Origin of the sequence: uncultured Microbulbifer sp., assembly GCF_947498635.1 — a bacterium.
Classification (GTDB): Bacteria; Pseudomonadota; Gammaproteobacteria; order Pseudomonadales; family Cellvibrionaceae; genus Microbulbifer; species Microbulbifer echini.
The window spans coordinates 53,459-76,414 of the sequence record NZ_CANMKV010000009.1; the positions used below are offsets into that span (position 1 = coordinate 53,459).

18 protein-coding genes and 1 pseudogene are annotated in these 22,956 nt (G+C 44.7%); 6 read left to right on the forward strand and 13 right to left on the reverse strand.

All coding sequences use genetic code 11. From position 1 onward, the window contains the following. The first annotated feature begins 37 nt into the window (after positions 1-37). The 4 genes from Q1A69_RS06490 (at position 38) to Q1A69_RS06505 (ending at position 4,035) form a co-directional block, all read left to right on the forward strand. The gene (locus tag Q1A69_RS06490) at positions 38-1,279 is read left to right on the forward strand and encodes a fibronectin type III domain-containing protein (RefSeq protein WP_299582872.1); all 1,242 of its coding nucleotides are present in this window, start codon (positions 38-40) and stop codon (positions 1,277-1,279) included. Further along, positions 1,276-1,539 carry a hypothetical protein gene (locus tag Q1A69_RS06495; RefSeq protein ID WP_299582874.1) on the forward strand — a complete coding sequence of 88 codons (264 nt, stop codon included), beginning with the start codon at positions 1,276-1,278 and terminating at the stop codon, positions 1,537-1,539. The genes Q1A69_RS06490 and Q1A69_RS06495 overlap by 4 nt, the downstream gene beginning before the upstream one ends. Positions 1,540-2,056: 517 nt before the next feature. Then, positions 2,057-3,610, forward strand: coding sequence for a hypothetical protein (locus Q1A69_RS06500; protein ID WP_299582876.1), 1,554 nt, complete (start codon positions 2,057-2,059; stop codon positions 3,608-3,610). Further along, positions 3,610-4,035 (forward strand): GTP pyrophosphokinase, encoded by a 426-nt coding sequence (locus Q1A69_RS06505; protein WP_299582879.1) that lies wholly within the window; start codon positions 3,610-3,612, stop codon positions 4,033-4,035. The genes Q1A69_RS06500 and Q1A69_RS06505 overlap by 1 nt, the downstream gene beginning before the upstream one ends. Before the next feature lie 108 nt (positions 4,036-4,143). On the opposite strand, the gene Q1A69_RS06510 is transcribed toward Q1A69_RS06505, so the two are convergent. Further along, positions 4,144-4,899, reverse strand: a complete 756-nt coding sequence (locus Q1A69_RS06510) for a sulfite exporter TauE/SafE family protein (RefSeq protein ID WP_299582881.1) — start codon at positions 4,897-4,899, stop codon at positions 4,144-4,146. Between the two features lie 596 nt (positions 4,900-5,495). Next, the gene (locus tag Q1A69_RS06515; RefSeq protein ID WP_299582884.1) at positions 5,496-6,437 is read right to left on the reverse strand and encodes a peptidoglycan DD-metalloendopeptidase family protein; all 942 of its coding nucleotides are present in this window, start codon (positions 6,435-6,437) and stop codon (positions 5,496-5,498) included. 918 nt (positions 6,438-7,355) lie between these two features. Here Q1A69_RS06515 and Q1A69_RS06520 point away from each other — a divergent pair. Next, positions 7,356-8,717, forward strand: a complete 1,362-nt coding sequence (locus Q1A69_RS06520; RefSeq protein ID WP_299582887.1) for an MFS transporter — start codon at positions 7,356-7,358, stop codon at positions 8,715-8,717. A 99-nt stretch (positions 8,718-8,816) separates the two neighbouring features. Here the strand turns inward: Q1A69_RS06520 and Q1A69_RS06525 are convergent, their stop codons facing one another. Both Q1A69_RS06525 and Q1A69_RS06530 read right to left on the reverse strand, forming a co-directional pair. Further along, positions 8,817-9,641: a sulfotransferase family 2 domain-containing protein gene (locus Q1A69_RS06525; protein ID WP_299582890.1), complete on the reverse strand. Its 825-nt coding sequence runs from the start codon at positions 9,639-9,641 to the stop codon at positions 8,817-8,819. Between the two features lie 364 nt (positions 9,642-10,005). Then, positions 10,006-10,215 (reverse strand): hypothetical protein, encoded by a 210-nt coding sequence (locus Q1A69_RS06530; protein WP_299582893.1) that lies wholly within the window; start codon positions 10,213-10,215, stop codon positions 10,006-10,008. A 177-nt stretch (positions 10,216-10,392) separates the two neighbouring features. On the opposite strand from Q1A69_RS06530, the gene Q1A69_RS06535 reads away from it, so the two are divergent. Then, complete coding sequence (locus tag Q1A69_RS06535) at positions 10,393-11,130, forward strand: GNAT family N-acetyltransferase (RefSeq protein WP_299582896.1); 738 nt, start codon at positions 10,393-10,395, stop codon at positions 11,128-11,130. Positions 11,131-11,137: 7 nt separating this feature from the next. Here Q1A69_RS06535 and Q1A69_RS06540 read toward each other — a convergent pair whose 3' ends face one another. The 9 genes and pseudogenes from Q1A69_RS06540 to acnB all read right to left on the reverse strand — a co-directional run bounded on the left by Q1A69_RS06540 (position 11,138) and on the right by acnB (position 22,721). Further along, positions 11,138-12,184, reverse strand: a complete 1,047-nt coding sequence (locus tag Q1A69_RS06540; protein WP_299582899.1) for a class I SAM-dependent methyltransferase — start codon at positions 12,182-12,184, stop codon at positions 11,138-11,140. Positions 12,185-12,493: 309 nt separating this feature from the next. Further along, positions 12,494-12,814: a hypothetical protein gene (locus Q1A69_RS06545; protein ID WP_299582902.1), complete on the reverse strand. Its 321-nt coding sequence runs from the start codon at positions 12,812-12,814 to the stop codon at positions 12,494-12,496. 516 nt (positions 12,815-13,330) lie between these two features. Next, positions 13,331-13,555, reverse strand: coding sequence for a transposase domain-containing protein (locus Q1A69_RS06550; RefSeq protein ID WP_366525557.1), 225 nt, complete (start codon positions 13,553-13,555; stop codon positions 13,331-13,333). A 12-nt stretch (positions 13,556-13,567) separates the two neighbouring features. Further along, a pseudogene (locus Q1A69_RS06555) lies at positions 13,568-14,244 on the reverse strand (transposase); the annotation flags it as partial. Further along, complete coding sequence (locus Q1A69_RS06560) at positions 14,241-14,570, reverse strand: hypothetical protein (RefSeq protein WP_299582909.1); 330 nt, start codon at positions 14,568-14,570, stop codon at positions 14,241-14,243. The pseudogene Q1A69_RS06555 and the gene Q1A69_RS06560, both read right to left, overlap by 4 nt. Positions 14,571-14,605: 35 nt before the next feature. Continuing rightward, on the reverse strand, positions 14,606-14,836 hold the full coding sequence (locus tag Q1A69_RS06565) for a hypothetical protein (protein ID WP_299582912.1): 231 nt from the start codon (positions 14,834-14,836) through the stop codon (positions 14,606-14,608). Positions 14,837-14,904: 68 nt separating this feature from the next. Continuing rightward, on the reverse strand, positions 14,905-15,261 hold the full coding sequence (gene tnpB, locus Q1A69_RS06570; protein ID WP_299582915.1) for an IS66 family insertion sequence element accessory protein TnpB: 357 nt from the start codon (positions 15,259-15,261) through the stop codon (positions 14,905-14,907). A 705-nt stretch (positions 15,262-15,966) separates the two neighbouring features. Then, complete coding sequence (locus tag Q1A69_RS06575; protein WP_299582918.1) at positions 15,967-18,384, reverse strand: hypothetical protein; 2,418 nt, start codon at positions 18,382-18,384, stop codon at positions 15,967-15,969. A gap of 1,721 nt (positions 18,385-20,105) precedes the next feature. Further along, entirely contained in the window at positions 20,106-22,721 is a 2,616-nt protein-coding gene (gene acnB / locus Q1A69_RS06580; protein ID WP_299582921.1) for a bifunctional aconitate hydratase 2/2-methylisocitrate dehydratase, read from the reverse strand. Positions 22,722-22,956 lie beyond the last annotated feature (235 nt).

Genomic DNA, 22,956 nt, shown 5'->3' on the forward strand with positions numbered 1-22,956 from the left:
ATACACCTTCACTAATGCAGAATTTTTGGTGGTTGTTGTGTCTTTAAGTTTACGTTTTATTCTGTGTTTATTCTTTTTTCTTCATTCTTCTCTAGTCTTTGCCAGCAGCCACTCTGAATTTATAATCTCAAAATCAGGTGAATATGAGATTAAAGTGTCTGCCCATGCACTAGATGTAGGGGGTGGTATTGATGCTCTTAGGAGGGAGGCACAAGGCAGCAAAGATAGTACTTGTTTAAGGGCCGGTTATCTTACTAACAGTGCGATTTATATATACACAATCGATATAAGCCGGTGTTGCTATAGACATCTCAATACGATCTTCGACAAGATCGATACTAAGTCAGTGACAATATGCTTCTCTATTTTAGGGGATCCAAGTGCCGCAAGTGCTACAACAATAAGCCAAGCAGGAGGACTTGCTAACTCTTGGTTGAGATCCATTAAAATTTCGCAGCGCTTGCCTTATTATAAAAGGCAATCTATAGAATTTTTGGGTTCTAAAGCTGCGTTCATTAGTAGCTCTGGTTGTGGTGGCTGCTCAAAGGGTAGGCAAAATAATGAAATAAACTCTCCTCCCGCACCAATTAATGTTATCGCCTATGGAGGAGGGGAGGAGCGAGAGCAAATAGTATTGCCGCTTCTGCAACCAATACCTTTAACCTTAATCACGCCCACTGACAATTCGCAATCAGAGGGGACTATCAGTCTTCGGTGGGATACTCCCAATTCTGCTGAAAAAGTTACAGGGTATGAAATTGAGCAATGTAAAGATGACTGCTCAACTTGGACCAGCATTTATTCGGGAACAAGTGTTGGCCCAATAACCCTGACAGGTGAGGGGGGTACACCATTGGCAAGTGGTTCTTACCAATATCGTATCCGAGCCTACTTCAAAAGCAATAATTCTAGGGTCTATAGCGACTGGGTAACAACTACAAGAGTTGGAGTAATTCGAGAGGGATTGATGAACCCTAAGGCGATCAGATTTACTCAGGATAGCATTAAGTCAACCTTTAAAAATGGCCAGAAAGTTAGAGACTTATCATATGATCTTAAAAGTGGAAAATTAACAGCAGATGATGTACCTCCGATACGGGTGTTGATCCGTGCTGGGAAAATTTACTCTTTAGATAACCGAAGGCTCAAAGCTTTCCAGGAAGCTGGAAGTCCGATACGCGTAAGGCCTGCCACACCATTAGAGATTGCAACACGATCATTTAAATTTACGAGTCGCAATGATGGTACATCCATTCATATACGAGAGGATGATTTATGAAAGAATTCAATTTAGATGAAAGCCTTCAAAAGATTGGATCAAAAAGCGATTTTTCTGAATTTGTCATGGATATCCTTGATGATTATAAAGAAAATGCTTCAAATTGGGAGAATACGGATTTAGAAAGCTTTCTTGAGGCGATGGCAGCCTGGTCCAAAGATATGGATGGTTATTATATAAATCTAGGTAGAGATGTTCCTCAGGATGTCCCTTGGAAAATTTTTGCTGAAATTATCTATGCTGCCAGAATCTATGAGTAGTGGTTATCTGCAGTTCAATGACTTCGCTGTTTAATTTCGGAGGAAATATCTTTCTCTTAACTCCGAATACTCAAAAAAAGACTGACAGCTTACCTCATGCTAAATACAAGTTACAGTCTGTGCTCTGGAGGTGATTAATATGATCGAGAAGCTCTTACACTGCCATCTTGACTATGCATAGTTTTTGTGTGTCTTATGTTTGACACCTCTGGTACTTCTAGAGCTATCGGCACAACCGGATTGTCCGTTTAAACATTGCGTCAATTGACTGGTTATTATGAGGCGCCATTGTTGATATATCCCTTGTCTAACATTTCTGGGTGAGTAGCTATCGCAATCAACCTTTCCGGCCGGATTTGGCCATCTGACTGACTAGCTACTACTAGTCGACGTAATATGTCGATTCTTTAATTTGTTAAACGCTTTATGTGATTGTAATTCTGGATATTTCAAGCAGTGCAATTCTCTGCCCAGCTAAACTATAAACAAACTTAGTTTTAGCTGGCGGAGTTGGTAAATGCGAACCTGTTCAGTATTCTATTGCCGAGTATTTCTACTTGTCATTTATTCAATCCAAGCCCTATTGGTACCGTCACATGCTGTTGCTGAGTCTGGAGGCTCACAAAACCGACTGGTTATAGGTGCGTGGCATTTACCGTCTCAGGCATTACCAAGAGCCCTTGATGTTGATGGGGCAAAACGGTGGTTGCGCGTTGGTGTACAGCCCAGCATCCTCTTAACTTTTAATATCACCAGAAAAAATTTCACCGGGCACTGCAAAGTGATTAATAGTGCCAATTACGGTATCTATGATCAGTTGACTCAGGTAGAGGGTCGTAATGCCAAACCATTTGTATCCCCTCCCGCCTTCAATGCTCGTACTTCATTCGTTTCCACAGCTGATTTCAAGCAAGGGGAACATGCCACCTATGTAAAAGTCGGTTTCCTTACCTGCCGTGGTGATAGATGTAAAAACCTCACCAGCCAGGAAGCACAATCGTCATGGCGCCATGATTATAAGCCTTATGACAATATTATCGCGTTCGATAGTATTCGAGTGGACCAGCCTGCTCCCTTTCAGAGTCTGTGGTCCGATGAAGAAGTCAGGCTGTATTATAAACAACCCAAGTACTATAGCCGACAATACGGAGGGAGTAGCCAGCCGCATCTGAATAGGTTATGGGATAGGGAAAATAAAAGTCGCTCTATGTCTAATCTGGTTACTTGTGCTCATCCACCGGGGTTAGATTGTAATGGGATTGAGGGTTTTGATGAGATATATGCAAAGGCACCAGCGGCAAAAATGGAAATTGATATTTTAGCGGATGAAATAGCCGCCAGGACGAATGGCCTAGTTGCTAAAGTGCCAATTAAGTCGCTAGAGAGAGCCCAAAATAAAATAATTAATGACTATGGTGGTGATCCAACGCGTATAAGTGATCTGGCGAGGAATACAATTATCGTTTCTCAGGATAAAATTCCAACAGTGGCTGCACTGCTTCGATCTAAAGGTGCCAGTGTAAAGGTTATAGATGGAGCCCGAGATCCATTGGGTTACAGTGGCATCAATTCAAAAATCGAAACAAGGATTGGTTTAACCGGAGAAATACAAGTGAATTCACCCGAGATGATCTACGCAAAAGAAGCACCAGAAATAGCAAGGATCTTGTTGGGGGAAGTTACATATGATTCGATAGAAGAGTGGGCCCCTGTAAAAGGAGGAAAAGGACATATATATTATGAAAGGTGGCGGTCTTTAGAGGTGGATGATCCACGCAGAAAAGAAATAGAATCTGAAAGTAAAAATTACTATAACAAAATCAGGCCTATAGTAATGCCATTTGAAAAGAGTAGTAACTTAGACGCTAAGGATATTTATATTGACTATCCATACGAGTCTGTTATGTTTCGAAGGGGGGGTAAAAAAAGAAAAATATTTAGAAAGTTTTATGGTGAAAGTGAGTCTTTAGATTTTGTTCCGCATGATAACCGTTTATTCAATGATGCACTGTTATATGGGGAGGCGATCTCTAGGGAGCTTTACTTAAAGGGTAAAGGGGAGGGAAATTGATGTCTGATTTAGATACAGCAATTATGATTGCTAATAAAGCCCATTTTGGTCAGAAAGATAAATCCGGTAAGCCATATATACTGCACCCATTACGCTTGGCACTAAAAATGTCTTCTCAAGAGGAACAGATTGTTGCTGTGCTACACGATGTATTAGAAGATAGCAGTACGGGTGTTGAGGATCTTAAAAGCTATGGTTTTTCCCGCAGGGTTGTCGATGCTTTAGCTTGTCTAACCAAGCAAGATGGGGAGAGTTATATGGATTACATTGAAAAAATTAAAGGAAATAATCTTGCTGCTAAAATTAAGATGTGTGATCTTCAGGATAATCTAGATGTAACCAGGTTGAAGCTGCTTGGGGAGTCGGATCTACGTAGGGTTAAAAAATATTACGATGCCTTCAGTTACTTGAGAGCCTCTCGATAAGGCTGGTCAGCCGGGAAAAATTTGTTTGTTGGTGGGGGCGTGGCTTAATTTCGATTGATCGCTGTTATTCCTTCTTTCTATTGTTTTTAGGGTGTGATACTGATCACGCTAGAGGTATTCTGAAACCGTCTCCAGCAATTGCGCGCCAACACGAAAAATCAATATTAATCCTGAGAAAAACATAATTGAAAGGGTGTAATTTTTGAATCTCTGGGTGCTTATTATTTGTAGGTAATGTTTCGCAATAAACATTCCAGACGTTATTCCTAGGCCAATTGCAACGCCAAAAATAATCAACTCTGGATTTAGGGCGCCAAAATGAAAGTAGGCAACGAGTTTCGTGGAATGCATCATTAGAGAGCTAACGCCTCTCGTGGCGACTAAGCTTTCTTTATTAAGCCCATAATTTAAAAAGAAAGGATTTTGCACGGGTCCGACAGCGCCAATAATTGACGAGAAGAGTGTGGTGACAAATCCTAATATAGGAAAATACGGAATACGCATAACAAACGATTTTTCTTTATGGCCAAAACCATACTGAAAAATGGTCGACAGTAAGAATAGCCCGACAAGGAACTCTATTAATAAAGGGTGCATCTGTGTGTAAACATAGGCACCAAGAATGGCACCGGGGATAATGCCGGGCAGTAGCCATAGGGCTACTTTCCAGTTTATATAGGGCCAAAAGAAATAAAGCCCAAAGGGTGATGCAATAGCGTTTCCAGTGGTCAAGATTGGGGCAACAAGATGCGGTCCAACTAGGAAGCTCACCACTGGCACCAATAGCAGCGAGCCCCCGCCTGCAGCCATAATTGAGATATACCCAGTCACTATACCGAAAATAAGGAGAAGGCTGATAATCATAAGTTTGTAGTTTCTCGTGCCTTGGATCAGCATCTTTATTCATAAAAGGAAAGCACAAAAAAACGGAAAGACTAGCGGCCAATGATGAGGGAAAGCATTATTGTGTCAATAGGTTGAATTCTGTGTAAAAACGTGGATAAACCTACAATGGCTTAATAGATGATGAGATGTAATTCTCCGGAGTACTTCTTGGCATATTGCTGCCAATAGCCAATAGCCAATAGCCAACAGGCTGATAAAAACACACGCATATTTAAGCCGTCAAGCATTATCTTTGATAGATAGGCTTGATGCTGCTCTGTTTTTATCGCGGCCTAAATTAAATGACGTATCTAGGAGTCAGTAAGTTAAAGAAAAGTTACATATGTGGTATTGATAACATGAGCCTGCCACTGAGTATTGTTGGGCATGCACATAAACAGGATAAAGAAGGCGCATTTATAGCACTTATCAACGGGATTCCTAGTGGTGTGTTGAGGTGCACAGCCATAGCATGACCCGGCTCATAGGCTTCTATGGTTTTCCGTCAAATATTCCTTCCAGAGGATCTCCTGAACTAACTTATATAGACATACAGAGCTTAATTTTATGTTTCCTTATAAGGTTTCGATTTCTTGAATTGGAGCCATATGGTTGAAAACCATCATCCCTTTCTGTGGTACAAATGATTCACCATCCTCATTTAAAAACTTAAATGGTACGGATACTGCAGAGAAACCAATATTTTTTCGGATAACGAAGTGGAGGTGTGGGCCGGTTGAGAAGCCTGATGAACCTGACCTCGCTAGAATGTCTCCAGCCTTTACTTTATCACCGGGTTTTACCATGGCGGTTTCTTGTAGTATGTGCGCATAAGTTGCATAGCTTCCATCACTGTGTAAAACCGATACATAGTTGGCTTTATCTAAGAAATATTTCTTTGCTCCGCCCATATGGTAATCATCTTTTACCCAGATAACAGTTCCCCCCCTGGCTGCACTGATATAGGTCCCTATTGGCATGGCAATATCTACAGCATATTTATTTGAGGGTTTGTGATGCGAGAAATTTCCATTAAAAGATTGACTGATTCTATGTTCCTGTAAAGAAGATATTGGTAAGTGGTAGATATAACTACTTTCGGTGGTTTGCGGGGATCCCAAGACCCAGGAGTATAAAAAACGGTCAACTACGTCCTTGCTATCGTAGAGACTGATTTTGGAGGAGGGGGGCATAACTTTTCTGAAGGTTATTTCTTCGCTTTTTTCTGAAATAATTTTTATTTCAACTTCAATGGGTGCATGATAGGGATTGATAGCGGAGATTGTGTGTTTATTAGATCCTTCGGATAAATAAATTTTAGGTTTTCTATTTTTAACCATGGCCGGCCTTCTTTCTATGATTTCCAACTCAAGTTCGCTAGTTGGTTTTTTGTCAGAAAAAGTCCAGTTGCCATTTTCATCTTTAAATTTATAAATCTGCCCGGAAAGTGCATTTTGTGTGAACATGAAAGAGGCTACTAGGAGGAGGTGTCTCAGCGTTAACATTTTTATCTTCATTTGGCGATCATTACTAAACCCGTTACTTTACTAATCTGTTATAAATAAGTAAAGAAATCTTGAGTGGCCGTTAGCCGGCACTCGATAGAATGTGGGATGTAAGATTTAAATTGCCCCAATAGGGCCTGGCGACCGAATGGTAATGGGGGAATCTGAGGGGGAGATAGAGGTTGGTCTAAATGCGCGGGTTTTATAATAGCTTTACACACTAACAAATGGGTTGCCCAGGTTTTCTTTATGTTTTAAAAAATATTCTCTGGTATTTTGCTGATTTCTGACCAACGCTAAAACCATAGGGTGAATCTTCTGTATAGACATCATCTCTCCTTGCCGGGAAAGTACTGCTTGTTCTCGTATTCTTGGAATGCTATTTGCTGTGGTTAGCCATTATTACTTGAATCTAGACTGTGTTGCTTTAAATAATATATTTTATATCTTTTCGAGTGAACAGTTCAGTTTTTTACTTTTGGGGTGGTTCTATCAGAGGGCGATTATAAGCGGAAGGTATGTTTAATTGTGGGTGTGCCTAAGTGTCTCAGGAGTTTGCTAGTATAAATGATGGCCGGCCAGAGTATGTAGAAGAAATAATAGGATTCCATATTTCGTGTAGTCTTATGGATGGTTGGGGATGGTTGGGGATGGTTGGGGATGGTTGGGGATGGTTGGGGATGGTTGGGGAGGATTGTTCTGAATTGGTGAGCGAATCAATATTTTGTTGCACTTTGTCCCCCGCTATAGGTTTTCCAGTATCTTTTGGGGTTCGCATATGGTATGGCTTGGTAGCGATGGAGCCTATAGGGCAGCTGTGAGAACCTCGAATATCAGTCTAGCGGTTCACTCAGTAATTCCTGAATATAAATTCTATGGGGTTTTGCGTTAGTCCCCCTGTGATGAGTGATAGCAATGCACTTGGGAGCGTTGAATATAGTTGAAGCGAGAAGCCTGGGCCTGGCGGCGTTAATCTCCGCAATTTTTCTTATTGGTTATGACTATACGGCCTTCTCCGTTGCCCTGCCGGCCATCCAAAAAGAATTCGGCGTAGATATCACTACAACGATGTGGTTGGTTAATGCATATGCGCTCGCTTTTGGGGTTTCTGTCATTTCTTGTGGGCGCTTAGCGGATATGCTGGGCCGACGGCGAACCTTCTTTATAGGAGCGTCGCTTTTTTCTCTATTTTCATTGCTGGGTGGTTTTTCATCCACTATCTGGATGTTGATGGGGTGTCGCGTCCTATTAAGCATTGGCGGCGCTATGATGTGGCCTTCTGTAATAGGAATGACCTATCACCTATTGGAAAACAGGCATGCCGGTGTAGCGGGGGGCTTACTGATGCTTGGGTGCGGAGCCGCGAACGCCCTGGGGCCAATCATTGGTGGGATCTTAACAGATACCTTGGGTTGGCGCTGGATACTCTTTCTGAACCTTCCTGTGACGATGGTAGCGATGTTGGTTTGTTGGAGGTTGGTCCGTAGTGACCGCCCGACGACCGCTGGCGAGCATGTCGATATAGCAGGTTTATTCTTCCTTTCCTTATCTTTATTAGCCTTGCTCATTGGTTTGGATTTAGCGATCGATAAGGGGTTCGGGAGCTATCAGGTGCTCCTGTTATTCCTGGGGTTTGCTTTTTCTCTCTTAGTGTTTATTTGGTTGGATTATCACACATCAAGAGAGGCTCTCATTCCTAAGGATGTGGTGAAAAATAAAAGGTTCCTTGCGGAGGGGGTGGCGACTTTATTGGTTTCCGTAGCCTTTATTGGCGCGCTCATGTTTGTTCCCCAGTTTCTCAATAAGGTTTGGGATTTCTCGGCTTTACAGTCTGGATTCGCATTGCTCCCAATGATGTTATTTTTTGGGGTAATTTCTTTTGTATCGGGGTATTTGTACGAAAGATTGGGTGCTAAGTTATTGGCCTGTATGGGGGCGCTGTGCATGTGGGCTGGTATGTTGGTGCTTTCTAAGCTCACTGTACAGCTCCAGCCGGTAATTTTCATACCAGGATTGGTGCTGATGGGGGTTGGCATGGGGTTGTTTTATCCCACAATTACTACGGCGGCAATTCTAATCCTTCGCTATGATCGTGCGAGTCTCGCCGCGGCTACGATTTATATGTTCCAGATTATCGGGGGTGCTATAGGTTTGGGTCTGAACACCACGATTGTGGCCTTGGCTCCGGACTTAGCAACGGGTATCGGTCGTGCCTTTCTAATGAATGCCCATCTTGCCTTGCTGGGGATGGTGGTTAGTGCATTCTTTATCAATGGAAAAAAACGGAACTGAATATGGTCGGGGCCAACTAGGGGGCTTAATCTCTAAGTTGGTATTCGGGGTGTCAATGTTGATCGGATCAGCCAGAGTGAAGTTGGCTTTCTTGGGGTGCTAGGCGGTATTTTGAGATTTTCTTGAAAAAATAGGCCCAAACTCTCCGGTAAATCTTTTGTAAATCTCTATATCATGTGCGCAAATTTGCTCAATTTGTTTGATTGTTTTAGATTCTTCCTGGATCTGTTGGGCAAGTGTGTGATTGGGGCTTACGTTGTTTTTAGGAATCTCTAATTCTATTTTATAGTCTTTATTGATTTGTTGGGCCAGCAGGTCAAGATGTTGAGTTATTCCAACAATGGAAAATTGTTGTAGGTTTTGAATGGCTTGATCAATATAGTTTGAGGGGTTTGAGTTTGGGGAAAGGCTAAAGTCTGAGAAATAGTGAATGAAGCTTTGGCCGGCAGAAATTCCTTTTTGAGACTTCATATAGTCATTCAGGGGGAGTGTGTTTTTTGCCCATTCACTCTCTTTGAAGGTGTTGTAGGTATAAAGTGATATCCATCTTTCAATGGGGTCTCTTAATATCGTCAAAAAATCCCACTCATCAGAGAACTTGCTTACGAGATCCGGACGGCAGTAGCTATGCCCGCGACCGTAAAAATTAGATTTTATAGATAGGTTGTAGGCGAGTATGGTTTCCCTGACAGACATCATCGACGTGTCTAAAATTTTAGCGGCACGGTTACTTTCACGTAATTTAATATCGAAATGAGCAGTTTCATTTGGGTTTGAGAGTTGTTGTTTGAGGGCTGAATTTAGTGACGACCCCGCACACTTAGGAACATGACAGAAGTAAATCTTTGGCGGGTGAGGTGGCTCTGCAGGAGTTGTTGGCTCTGGCGGGAGTGGCTGTGCCCGCTTCTTTAAGAGTTTTTTCACTAAAAATTACTTTTCTTGGTGGTTAAAAATCTAATGTCATAGTGCAACCTGGGATTTTACTTTTGTTGCTAAGTTTTGGCAACCTTAAGCATCGTCAAGCTTAACGTATATGGCTTGGATCTATTTTTAAGATTTACCGATTTGATATAAAACTTAATTTTTAAGTAAGGCAATCTACATAATCCGATTATGATGAATCTAACATCAAGCACAGGGTCGGGCATGTTAATTCGACAGTACAACTTCTAATTTTGTTGGGGTGTAAGCAATTTTACTAGGACACAGGTGAGGATTCTGTTCGAGGCATTCAAGTTGGGTCGTGGGCGATCAGCTCGAACAGTACGGGGGTATCAGCCTCGGTCTTCTACACGTTGCTGATATCGTCGATCACCAATACCCAGTAGTTTTCCAGGTGCGCCATGGCCACCAGTAGATCCAACTCCCGTTTGGCCAGCTGCAGCAGTTGCACCAGGGCCGTGGCAGAGAAGAGTTTGACGCGGATGCCGCTGTCGATCAGGTTGGCGACCAAGGCGGCGGCGAAGGCCTGGGTGTGCCCTTGTTTACGAGGCTGCATGTATAACGCCTCTTGTCGTCGAGTGATGGATAACTCCGACTGCGAATATCAGGTGCGGGATTGTGTCAATCAACCGGCTAAGATAGTTGTCGTGGACCGGTCACCGTAATTGTCACCAGACAAAGAACTGGGGCCGCCCTATAATTACTCTTAAAGAAACTCTGAAATGGGCTATCAATGTTATTGGAAAACCGACACAATTTTCCTTTTAAGATACAAGAAATTCCAAATGAAGATCAAGAAGCCTTCATTAGTATCTTTACTCATCCAATGGTAAGGCGTTTTTGTACCAACATTGGTAACAGTGAAAGTCTAGCTGCCAAGAAGTTTAAAAGCCGTGCTTTAAATTTAACACAGGCTGAAAAAGAAGATCCCATTGGTCATTCCAACAAAGAAAAAATCTATGGAATCTATACTGATAGTCAGCAATTGATCGGTTTTTTTTCCATTCGAAAATCGAGGCCAGAATTTTTAGGAAAGCTCCATGGAGATCACCCTCCTCAAATCATAAGCTCGTTGGAAAACTGGCTGGAGTTGAGTATTTTTATGGGACCCAACTCCCTAGGGAGGGGGTTGGGAATAAAGGCAGCTGGCTTAGCATTGTTGCAGATGGTTTCTCAAGTCCCTGGAGCAGAAGGAGTCCTTTTTACGATCAAGGCCAACAACAAACCTAGTCTTAAAATGGCTTATCGACTCTTCGATATTGTGGACTCCCTGGAGCAATACCAAATGCCTTCGAGTAGGGCCTACAAAAGTAACTTAAATAAATCCGAACTAGAAGCGCTTGGCAACGAAGACCTCGGGCTGGTGACCATTATTATGCCTAAATCGGAATTTTCCCGAGTGGAGAATCACCTTAGGAAATACCTCAAGCTGCCCAAGACTCCTTTCGAGAAGTCCTCAGGCGATCCATAACTGAAAACTAATCTTTTTTAGCCAGCCCGACCAAGGCGACCCTTGGTATTTCTGCGATGAATTGATCCCCCGTTTTTTTAATGCTCAATTCCCTCGTCGCACTCTCGCCAGCGCCGAGTACCGAATCAAAATTTGAGTAGCGAAAATATTTTTCAATCAATTTGAGTAATTGAAATTTTTTTTCTGACTGAAAAGGTTTTTCTCCCACCAGCTTGTGCAAGCCATACATATTTCCGACATAATCTAATAAGGCATCAATAGCCAATTCTTCGCTGGTTGCGCTGACACAAAAAGGATCGTACAGCTCAATAATTTCATGATTACGAAAGCCCGCTTCGATAAAGTACGAGTTCATCTCCGCCTTACTAAAATGCGGGTAGTCATGACCTGTGGGTGAGTAGCGGTGAACCACTTCTTTGAACCAGTGATCCATAGCTGAACCAATTTCAAAGTCGTGAATCAGCAAATTGCCAAGATTTTTCAAAACTCGGTGAGCCTCTTGCACAGCTTGTAGGCGTTCTTTTTTTGGGATGTGATGAGTTCCGTAAGCTAAAATTACTCCATCCATTGATTGGTCTTTCAAAAGGAGATTCTGCGCCTTTTGACGAATACAGGGAATTCCAAATCCATAGGCACTTTGTATCATCTCCCCGGCCATATCACTGGTAAACATAGGGTTTTGAATTTCAGTCCCATAGATCAATTCAAAAGCTCTAAAGAGAGTTCCATTTCCACCCAAAACATCAAGAACAATAAAATTTTCTGGAAGAGACTTTGGATCTTGAGAAGAAAAAATAATTTCAAATAAACTCTTTATGCCCTTCACCCGAGCCGCAATATTTTTTTGGGACTCACGGTAAGACTCACCTCGTCCTGTGTCATCATTGCCTTCAAACTCATTGCTCATGGACAGCAGGTCCTCCAGTAAGAGCTTCAAATCTCGATGATCAAACCAAACAGCCGTGGAGAATTTTTGATGGTTACGTACCATCCACTTGCTGTAGTCATCAAAGCTTAAGCGTGGCAAATATTGAATTTTTTTTTGCTTCCTCATTCTTCTAGCTCCTCACTCCAGAATTCATGTATAGAGCCTATAAACGGCCTGTTCCGAGTGGCGCCCCTTACTGGTTTCTATCGACGGGGCTTGCCGAACCTGGACTATGTGGTGTAATTCTCACCTGTGCATGGGTGCCGTGACGGGCAAAACCACAGCCGCCTTTGGGATGCAGTGGGCAGCATGTCAAGCTTGTATCTCGCCAGGCTTGTTGGGTAACGTATTCCTCGCCGGTTAATCCACAGTCGGAGCGGAGTTGTATCGGCCACCGGTCCGCTACGGTTGCGTTCGTGCGGGCCACCTCCCTCCTTATCTGAACACTCGCTCGTTGTGGTCCAGGCATCGGCTGATTGCCTGGCGGCCGGTGGCGGCTGTGAGAAATCCCACCCGGCATGCTGACCGGTTTAGATCACTGGCAGATGGAATTCGCCCCTGGTAGAGAGAGATAGAGAAAGAGCCGGGGGATTGCAATTTACTGTTGGAAACAACACCAGGTTTGAGGTATTGAGTGACGCCCCCATTCCGCTCAAGGATCATTTCGCGCGACAGTTCGGCGATCCGCATGAATGAGAACAGACGATGATGATCGACGCACTGCAGCGTGTCGCTCATATGATGAATGCCGAGCATATTGGCGACTCACCAGTGTTGGATTGTGATTACCGGGTAGCTGTTCGGAAGTGTAAGGCGAATAAAAGACCTGTGGGAGGAATATTTCTTCCAGCAACCCGATGCTTTATCTGAATTGGACCAATCAATGGCGCACCCGGTGTGCTTAAATCGCACTTGCAATGGCCCACTGGTCGATCTTTTTTGGCCATTCCCAGGTCATGGTCGCAGGAGCCCATGCTGGGCGCTTATTCAGTGGCGCCCCTGCTGATTGAACTATGATTACGTGGGGTCTCCTCCCCCCAGAAAGAGACAACGTACCAGGTGGTGCCTGGGTGGGAGGTACCAGAAGTGATCGAATCGGTGTGTCCTGTTCTTTGCAAGCGATCTCACCAGATCGTAGGTAAGGGTTGTATTTAAAGTACTGGGATGGCATCGCAGAATGCCAATTCATGGAAGGCTTAAAGGGCCGTTTCTTCAACAGACAAATACGGCTATTCAACAGACGCTCGCCTTCTTGCGGGCAGCATCGCTATATCATGCGGCTGCGGCCATCCCAACTTTCTCAAGCTGGATATGCCAGGGTAGCAGTGCCCCATAATCCCCAACGGATTGGCAGTGAGGAATCTGCTCAAGTATCTCCACATAATACCTGTAGGGGTCAAGGGCGTGAATCTTGGCAGTGCGAATCAAACTGAAGCGCAGGCATAATGCTTTAGCGCCATTGACCGAAGATGCAAGTAGGAAGTTCTTTCGAGCCATGACAAAGGGTTTGATTTCCTGTTCAGTCAAATTGTTGCCGATTTCTAAGCGGCCATCGTTGAGGAATACACATAGCCCATTCCAATACTTCAGGCAGTACTTCATTGCCTTGCCCAGCGGGGATTTGGGTAGCCTTGCGGATAGTGCTCATCCTGCCAGCACTTAAAGGCCGTCATAATCGGCCTGGACTTCTCTTCTCGCAGATCGTGTCGCTGCTTTGCGGTCAGCTGATTCTCTTTGGCCCTCCTCTCAACCCGGTAGTGCTTCTTATAAAAGCGCATTGCCCGTTTTGCCAGCCCATCCCCTTGCGCCGCTCTCGCTATGGGTTCGAATTTTTGCCGGGCATGTGCATTGCAATGATTTGGGCTTACAGCTGTCTGCTCAAGCAACAATTCAAAAAATGGGTCAGCATCGCAATGTAGTGTGCCTTTAAAGCCGGCAAACCAGTCATTCACAAAATTTTTGTGATCAAGGGCATTATATTCATAGAGGATCGCTTCCTTTCCCGGAGGGCCACCTCGGAAACAGTAGTAGACATAAGATTTTCGGCTTGCTGGCTGGCCAGGTTCATTAAGAACTTGGAATGACGTGGCATCCAAAGCCCCAATATCGTAGCCAATGACGCCGTCTTTTAGAAAATTGATCAGTGGTTGTTGGGGAGTGGCACAATCGATAACAGTACGAGCTATGGTTTGACGAGGAAAGCTAAAGCCGGCGGGGTCTCAAACTGTTCTTCCAGTTGATAGAACGGCTGTCGATCATCAAGCTTGCTGGCTATGAGGTGGGCTAGAACGGATTCGGTAATCTTATCCTTGGGCAGGATATGCTTTGGTTTGGAAGCAATAACTATTTGGCCTGCACAGCCTTTGAGGCGTTCAACCTTCTCCCGCCACTCGACAATCACTTCATATACCGGGGGCCTGTAGTTCAAGCGCTCATGACGTTCATAATCAACGAGATTCTTTTGGCAGCCACATGCACAGGTTTTATCCTGTTCTGAGACAGGAATTACCACCTCTTTTCTTGGTAAGTGCTCGGCAAAGATCTTCTTTATTTTTTAAGATGCTTGTGTGCTGCAATACTAAGCACATCATCCTGGTCTTTGTTGTTATCAGCCTCGTTTTCCTCTAAGGAACTTTCATAGAGAAAACGTTGCCGTTGTTTGAATAGAAACAATAGCGGACTGTAAGCTTTTTCAAACTGCTCACTCCGTTGGCGTGAGCGTTTAAGTTTACATGAAAGCGGTTCAACCTGGCACTGTAGCGTATCATCGGTAGTCATTGGGCTTTCCGATGACAATTTATGTGTGGATAATGTCATGGGTAACTATTTTTCAGGCTCTATACGTATCAATAAAAGCGTGAAAAATAGAGTTTTTCTGGTTCTTCTTGCTGAATAAAATCCAACTCGGAAAGCACCCGCTGAAACTGTGAAACCGACAACTCTATGGCATCATTCGAAATGCCAGGAAAGATAAATCTCGACTTCTCATTTCGCTTATAAACGAGCCAGAATCCACTCTCTTCCCAGTAGAGCATACGAATTTTATCGGCCTTTTTATTGCGAAAGACAAAGAGCTGACCGGATGTTGAATCTTTGTATAACGTATCAGCCACCAAAAGCACAGATACTATCAATCTGTTTTCGAAAATCGATCGGCTGATGGTAAAACCAGATTTTGGTATTAAATGGTAGCCACATCGCATTTACAGGTCCATAAGGCCAGGAATTTGCGCCAACAACACCGGGCTATTGATCACCAGCCTTATGCCATTAGGGAACGCTAATACACTCAGGTTTCCCGTTGTGACCATAAGGGACTTGATATCCACGAAACAAAGTCAGGGGTATCAGACACCGAAGTTTGTTCAGTTAGTTTGCGGTACCAGTAGAGGCGCTGGCTGTAGTTTAGGTTGTGCTTATGAGTATAGGCGCGCTTGGATTGAGAGCTTTTCTCGTAGGCCCTGACATGACTTTGCCACTGCTGCTGATTCATGGGGCTTCCCTCCGAAATTGATAGAGTGGGTATCATGGCAGCTCGTCAGAGCAAGTTGAATAATGTAGTTTATGTACCGCTTACGTTGGAGATTGCAATGACTTGGTGTGCGGGAAGTGTTTTTTGTGGGTGTGCGTAAGCCATTTCAAATGATGGCAAAGGGATATTGAGCGACTGGCAGGTATCAAAAGATTGATACTGATGTTTAGGGAGAGAGTGTGAAATAGTCAACTCGGCGGAAACCCTTTGAAAGAAAAATGTTAGCTGATAAATGTGTTCTCAATGTTAAATATAACGATCTGTTGGGAAGTTGTTGATTTACACAGAAAAATAATTTAAGTATAAATCCTTTAATGGTAACTGAAAGGCGCTCACGAGAGCGAACGCCTTTCAGTTGTTGCGGTTTTATCTAACTCTATTCTTGATCATTATAATAAGTCCAAATTTTTGATGTGTCATTAGAGCAATCAGTTTTTCCAAGTAAAGAGACTGATCCATTGAGTTCAGGTGCTAAGCAATGTCCAGTAGCTCTATTTTTTATTTGAAAAAAACTACTGCCATCAGAGTGCTGGAATGGGCCAATAAAATCCCAAGTGGTAGAATTGATTGTACTCTCACTCATCGCTAAGCTTGTATAACTAAAGCCATTATCTGTATCTTCGATATAGCTATCATTTTCTAGGTCAATGATTAAATAACCACCATTATATGGAGAGGCTGAGATTCTACTTAATCCACAGTGACCTATTCTAAATGCAGTAGATTGTCCTGCTGTGCCACTTAAGTTACTTAAGCATTGATTGCCGGCCCCAAATCCACTTGCTAGAATCTTAATGGTTCTTGCATTCTCAGCGGTAGGTAAATCTACTGTTTCAATAGCAAATAACTCTCCTAATGATGGGAGAAACTCACAGGTACCTGCAACAAAACCTATATTTTCTTCATAAGCTAGACAATCTTGGGTCTGTCGATTTCTCAAGCTAAAGTTGCCATCGGTATCTAGGTCAAAAAGATCCCAGGTGGCTACGTCTCCCAATCCATCTAAAAAGCGTATTCCATCGCCCTTATCTTTCATGTTCTTTGATCCAAGCGCTACACGATAACCATTGTTATATGGGTGCAGCTGATAAATAAGAGCATTGTCATCACAATTTATTGTTCCGTGACTAGCTATGCAGACATTTTCTCCAGTGTGGCGCAGGCGAACATACGGCCCATGGGTGGGAATATCTACTCCATTAATCTCCCAGGCATCAGGATCAGCGGTAGCACAATCACCCATTGTGAGCTCTGTATTTTCACCAACAATCAAGCATCTTCCCGTATTCTCATTGGCTATGGGAGAATACGCATCGAATAATGTAGTCTTAGGTAGTTTCCAAACCGCATCTGTCCCTAGACTAGAGCGTATAACAAAACCGTCTGAATCTGCACCTTTATCTTTGAAATTGCGATTATCAGTGACTCTAGCAATCCTAAATCCATCTAGGTAAGGTTGAATCATAAAGTGGTTTTGGCTTGAATTACAAATGTATTGTACTTTGCCATCTAATCCCACGCACTTATTTGTGGGTCTATGCTTCAGTCTTACCCCGCTATATGTTTCAACCGCAAATGCTTCGTAAAGTTCTGCTGTATCTTCCTCAATCTGTGCGACAAACTCAGGTAAAACGTGGTTATACCAATCCCATGAATCCACAATAGATGCTAGATTTTCAATAATGAGATTTCTTTCAGCTTCAAGATCAAACACATTTCCATCACGAATTCTTTCTAGATATGTGTCGCGCCATTGATTGCAGAGAGAGTTGGAGCCGGCATCATACGTTTTATTGTAATAATTGTCTGTATATTTATTGCCGTTACATTCGGTTATAAAGGTTTCCCTATATGCATTTAAGTCCGAACTTCCTATATTGACTGATGTCGAGATTAGCCCGGGAAAACTATCATTTTCTACAATTGTTATACCCAGTTTTTCTATTATATTTTTATAGGAGTCGAATTCTTCACCCACGATCCGATTGAATGTCAAATAGGTGTTATAGTCTGCATTGCATCCCGTCGGGGATCCATCAGGTGTTATTAAGAAATCATCAATTGATAATGAATCCTCAGCTAATATAGCTTTTAAAACTATAGGATTAATGAGTTGATCGCTATCTATGCCAGCCCAGGTCGGATAGTTGGCCTGACTGTAGCAGAAACGATTAAACTCTTTTCTGTGCAGTAATTCCATCTGGATAATAGAGAGGTAAGCCGGTGCGACATTAAATATTATGGAGTCATAAGAAGCTTTAGTTTTCGCCGCAGTTTCACTATTGATCTTATCCAGTTCTGTCGATATTCTCTCGCCGATTATTACTGCTAGGGCTTGAAATTTATCCGCAGTCGTTTTGTGATATGCTAAATTTCCTAAGTCTATAATGTTTGATTTTGCAAGAGACAGAATAGATTTAAGTTCGATTAGATCTTGCTCAAGAAAAGCAGCTTCCAAATTCGAAATTCTATTATCAAGCTGTGCTAGGCAGCCTACGATTTGTGGGTCTGCACCATCTGTCGTCTCTTCAAATATCCCACCGTTTGTTGCGCTATAAACAAAAGGATACAAGCCTGCGAGTAGTGAAAAAGAACCTGAAGCCCCCAGTGCCGTTGATACAACATTATTTGCGAGAAGAATCCCTACTGCCTGGCTATCGTATGCCACAGCCGATTTGGCCTCTCTTGTAGCGTAATCATAGCAGGCCCCGGTTAGCTCGGTCGCATTACTAGATTGGTGGGATATTGCGAGGGCAATCCCTGTGAACAGTCCAATCTTCCTAAGAAAGCTCATAGTGCTTAGATCCTATCTGAATAATTGTAAAATTTGATCGGCTAACTGTTTGTAGCTACATGATTTTAGCAAGATAGAGCCGGCTCTGTTTAGAGCCAGATTTGTAAAATCTATGGTGCCAGTTACAAGAAACCAATAGCGCTGCTACTTTCTATGAGGCCCAAAATGAAAATGGCCAGATTTTATTAATTTTGTGCCTATATGTTTTATTGGTAAAAGTGGATCTGGGCGACGGGGTCGCAAATTTGTTCGATTAAATTATTCCGTATGGATTTTCACCAGTTAACTGGTGGAAAGTGAGCGGCTTGTTTTCGTATTTGAGGAGAATTACAGTCCAGCTAGATAACTCCGCCTTCTGACAGCTCATTAACTGATTTGGTGTTTTGTATCCAATATTTTTCTTGGGTACGGTGGCTACCTTCTTGCTGTCCTCTTGTCCCGCTCGGTGATGCTTTCTTAATGTCTGCATTTTCAGGGAGTCTTAAAGTGGCAAACGGTTAGTGCTTTCAATTTTCCCGCGTCCCTATAAATTTTAAGGCGGAGCAAAATAGATTTCGGGTTGAAATTGCACTAATTTTCTATGCTCCATGATTTCTTTTCTATTGTCGGTTGTGATGGTGCGAACAACCTCTTCAGGCGGGCAGATTGGTGCGATAGTTATCGGGGTGATGTCTGTTGCACTATAGATTCTATTCTGCAATCTGTAAAAACTGTGATGCATCATGTTCCATTTCACCTTTTCTAAAACAGAGTGTTTTCTGAAGCGCCGTAAAACCCGTCGAGAACAGCTCCTTTTCCAGGCAGATATACTCACTTTATGGCCTCATCTGGAAGCTTGGATAGCCTTTTGCTGTCTGCAGGGAAGCTGTAGCCTTTAGTCGTATTTATACGGCGTCATTCTTCGCATTGATTGCATGCAGTTTTTTATAGTCTCTGCGATATTGCTGTGGAAGGTGTGCTATTTGAGATTAAAACTACCCGTAAATTTTCTGATTGAATACGAGCGATTAGATCCCAAGCTAGTTAACTATTTTTAACTTTTGTTACCTTTTGGAAGTGAGTTATCTGGGCGCGGGTCTGTCTGAGCAAGTCAATTAATATTCAGATGAAACAGCAATGTGCTGTGTGAGGGCACCATGGTGGATGCGATTATTGTCTCAGCTTAAAATTCCATCAGGAATATGAAAAGGCATGAAAACCTTAAAGGTATCAGACTAAAAGGGTAATCACTGGCGCTTTGGAATGAGAGTGCATACCGGAATAGATGGCACTCTCGGACTGACTGATGGTATCGATACAGAAGCCAATAACTATCATGATATTACTGCGACGGATCATTGCTGCATAGTGAAGAGGGGAGAATGTAAGGTGATTCTTGTCGCACAGGTGCGAAGCAACGCGAAGAATTATAGTTTAATGGTGGGTGCGGCACATTGGAAAGGCGTCAGGCTATTTAAAGCCTCTCCCAGGAGCGAGTAAGTTGCTAGGGTTAAAAAAATCAAGGCGTAGTTTAGGGTAAAGGTAGAGCATCAGTTTCGATAAGAAAGAAAATATTTTTTGGATCTGGATTGCATTAGATTACTCCATTGAACATTTGGGAGGGGGTTTCATTCGGAGTACTTTACCGCTGGGTAGGGAATTTTCTCTTGAGAATAATGTGGGAATAGAAATAAAAAAGCCCCGCTAGATAGCGGGGCTTTTTAGTGAGATAAGGTTATTGCTTAAACAACAACTTCCTGGATCTCGGTGGCGGCAATGCGCTTGCCTTCTTCGGCAGACTTCTGGAAGTCTTCAATCTGATCGAAGTTCAGGTAGCGGTAGATCTCGCTGGACATGGAATCCAGGTTCTTGGCGTATTCCTGATATTCAGCCGGAGTCGGCAGTTTACCCAGGATGGCGCCTACAGAAGCCAGCTCAGCGGAGGTCAGGTACACATTGGCACCGTCGCCCAGGCGGTTGGGGAAGTTGCGAGTAGAGGTGGACAGCACAGTGCTGTTCGGGGCCACGCGCGCCTGGTTACCCATACACAGGGAGCATCCGGGCATTTCGGTGCGGGCACCGGCTGCGCCGTAGATGTTGTAGTAACCCTCTTCCATCAGTTGGTGCTCATCCATCTTGGTGGGAGGAGCAATCCACATACGGGTAGAGATGCCGCCTTTGTGTTCTTGCAGCAGCTTACCGGCGGCACGGAAGTGGCCGATGTTGGTCATGCAGGAGCCGATGAATACCTCGTCTACCTTGTCGCCAGCGACGTCGGAGAGCAGGCGTGCGTCGTCCGGGTCGTTCGGTGCACAGACGATAGGCTCTTTGATTTCGGCCAGGTCGATTTCGATGACTTCGAGGTACTCGGCGTCGGCGTCGGCTTCCATCAGTTTCGGGTTGGCCAGCCACTCCTCCATGGCGCGCGCACGGCGCTCCAGGGTGCGCTTGGAGCCATAGCCCTCGGCAATCATCCAGCGCAACAGGGTGATGTTGGAGCGCAGGTACTCGGACATGGTCTCTTCAGACAGCTTGATGGTACAGCCGGCTGCAGAGCGTTCAGCAGAGGCATCGGACAGCTCGAATGCCTGCTCAACGGTTAGATCCTGCAGACCTTCGATCTCGAGGATGCGGCCAGAGAAGATATTCTTTTTGCCCTTCTTCTCTACAGTCAACAGTCCCTGCTTGATCGCGTAAAGTGGAATGGCGTGTACCAGGTCACGCAGGGTGATACCGGGCTGCATCTCGCCCTTGAAGCGTACCAATACCGACTCAGGCATATCCAGTGGCATAACGCCGGTGGCAGCGGCGAAGGCTACCAGGCCGGAACCCGCCGGGAAGGAGATACCCATAGGGAAGCGGGTGTGGGAGTCACCACCGGTACCCACAGTGTCCGGCAGCAGCATACGGTTTAGCCAGCTGTGGATGATGCCGTCCGCCGGGCGCAGGGAAACGCCGCCGCGGTTCATAATGAAGTCTGGCAGTTTGTGCTGGGTGTCGATGTCCACCGGCTTTGGATAAGCGGCGGTGTGACAGAAAGACTGCATCACTAGATCCGCAGAGAAGCCCAGGCAAGCCAGATCTTTCAGCTCATCGCGGGTCATGGGGCCAGTGGTGTCTTGGGAGCCCACGGTGGTCATTTTCGGTTCGCAGTAGGTGCCTGGACGGATACCTTCAACGCCACAGGCTTTACCGACCATCTTCTGCGCCAGGGTGTAGCCCTTGCCGGTATCTACTGGCTGATCGGGCTTGCGGAACAGATCCGAAACGGGCAGGCCGAGGGACTCACGCGCTTTGGTGGTCAGGCCGCGACCGATAATCAGATTGATACGTCCGCCAGCTTGAACTTCGTCCAGCAGTACGTCGGACTTCAGTTCGAATTCAGACAGGACCTTGCCGTCTTCGGCCAGGATCTTACCGTCGTAAGGGCGGATTTCGATAATGTCGCCCATGCCCAGGTCATCAACGGGGGCTTCGAATACCAGTGCGCCGGCATCTTCCATGGTGTTGTAGAAGATAGGGGCAACTTTACCGCCGATACAAATACCGCCACCCTTCTTATTGGGTACGCCCGGCATCTCTTCACCGAAGTACCACAGCACAGAGTTGGTGGCGGATTTGCGCGAAGAGCCGGTGCCGACTACATCGCCAACGAAAGCAACGGGGAGACCTTTGGCTTTAACTTCTTCGATCTGCTTCAGTGGGCCGGTAACGCCGGCTTCTTCTGGCTCCAGACCGTCGCGCTTCATCTTATACATGGCCAGCGCGTGCAGGGGGATGTCCGGGCGGGACCAGGCATCGGGAGCCGGGGACAGGTCGTCGGTGTTGGTTTCGCCAGTGACTTTGAACACGGCAACTTTGATGCTCTCGGGCACTTTGTTGCGCTTGGTAAACCATTCGGCGTCTGCCCAGGATTGAATGACGGCTTTGGCGAATTCGTTGCCGGCTTTGGCTTTTTCTTCCACATCGTGGAAGGCGTCAAACATTAGCAGGGTGCCTTTCAGCTGCTCTGCGGCCAGCTCAGCCAGCTCTTTGTCGTCCAGCATTTCAACCAGGGTGTGAATGTTATAGCCGCCCAGCATTTGACCCAGCAGCTCTACCGCGTGCTTGCGGTCGATCAGCGGGGATTCCGCTTCACCTTTGATAATGGCGGACAGAAAGCCGGCTTTCACGTAAGCGGCTTCGTCAACACCCGGGGGTACACGGTGGGTGAGCAGGTCAACCAATTCCTGCTCTTCGCCTTTTGGCGGATTTTTCAGCAGCTCAACCAGGCCGGCTACTTGCTCTGCGTCGAGCGGCTTCGGTGGGATGCCTTGTTCGGCGCGTTCTGCGACGTGTTTGCGATAGGCTTCAAGCACGGATAAGTCCCTCTTGGTGTGTGGGGTGGCACCAACAGCGGGTGTAATTCCCGATCTTTGTACTTCTGCCGGGATTTTTTTTTCGAGGCCGCTGAAGGCGGGGTGGCGAATACTACAGGAAAGCCCTAGAGCTGTTAAGTTTATCGAAAAATCAATAATTTAAGTGAATTTCGACTATTTGCAGGGCGAATTTTAGTGTGCTGACAACAGCTATCCTGCCTCTTTTCTTAGTGGC

What these genes read in the sequence shown, in the direction of transcription:
- Q1A69_RS06495 (WP_299582874.1), top strand. Translation starts at nt 1,276, where the DNA reads ATGAAAGAATTCAATTTAGATGAAAGCCTTCAAAAGATTGGATCAAAA.
- Q1A69_RS06500 (WP_299582876.1), top strand. Translation starts at nt 2,057, where the DNA reads ATGCGAACCTGTTCAGTATTCTATTGCCGAGTATTTCTACTTGTCATT.
- Q1A69_RS06505 (WP_299582879.1), top strand. Translation starts at nt 3,610, where the DNA reads ATGTCTGATTTAGATACAGCAATTATGATTGCTAATAAAGCCCATTTT.
- Q1A69_RS06510 (WP_299582881.1), bottom strand. Translation starts at nt 4,899, where the DNA reads ATGATTATCAGCCTTCTCCTTATTTTCGGTATAGTGACTGGGTATATC.
- Q1A69_RS06515 (WP_299582884.1), bottom strand. Translation starts at nt 6,437, where the DNA reads ATGAAGATAAAAATGTTAACGCTGAGACACCTCCTCCTAGTAGCCTCT.
- Q1A69_RS06530 (WP_299582893.1), bottom strand. Translation starts at nt 10,215, where the DNA reads ATGCAGCCTCGTAAACAAGGGCACACCCAGGCCTTCGCCGCCGCCTTG.
- Q1A69_RS06535 (WP_299582896.1), top strand. Translation starts at nt 10,393, where the DNA reads ATGTTATTGGAAAACCGACACAATTTTCCTTTTAAGATACAAGAAATT.
- Q1A69_RS06540 (WP_299582899.1), bottom strand. Translation starts at nt 12,184, where the DNA reads ATGAGGAAGCAAAAAAAAATTCAATATTTGCCACGCTTAAGCTTTGAT.
- Q1A69_RS06545 (WP_299582902.1), bottom strand. Translation starts at nt 12,814, where the DNA reads ATGCTCGGCATTCATCATATGAGCGACACGCTGCAGTGCGTCGATCAT.
- Q1A69_RS06550 (WP_366525557.1), bottom strand. Translation starts at nt 13,555, where the DNA reads ATGGCTCGAAAGAACTTCCTACTTGCATCTTCGGTCAATGGCGCTAAA.
- Q1A69_RS06565 (WP_299582912.1), bottom strand. Translation starts at nt 14,836, where the DNA reads ATGACTACCGATGATACGCTACAGTGCCAGGTTGAACCGCTTTCATGT.
- tnpB (WP_299582915.1), bottom strand. Translation starts at nt 15,261, where the DNA reads ATGCGATGTGGCTACCATTTAATACCAAAATCTGGTTTTACCATCAGC.
- Q1A69_RS06575 (WP_299582918.1), bottom strand. Translation starts at nt 18,384, where the DNA reads ATGAGCTTTCTTAGGAAGATTGGACTGTTCACAGGGATTGCCCTCGCA.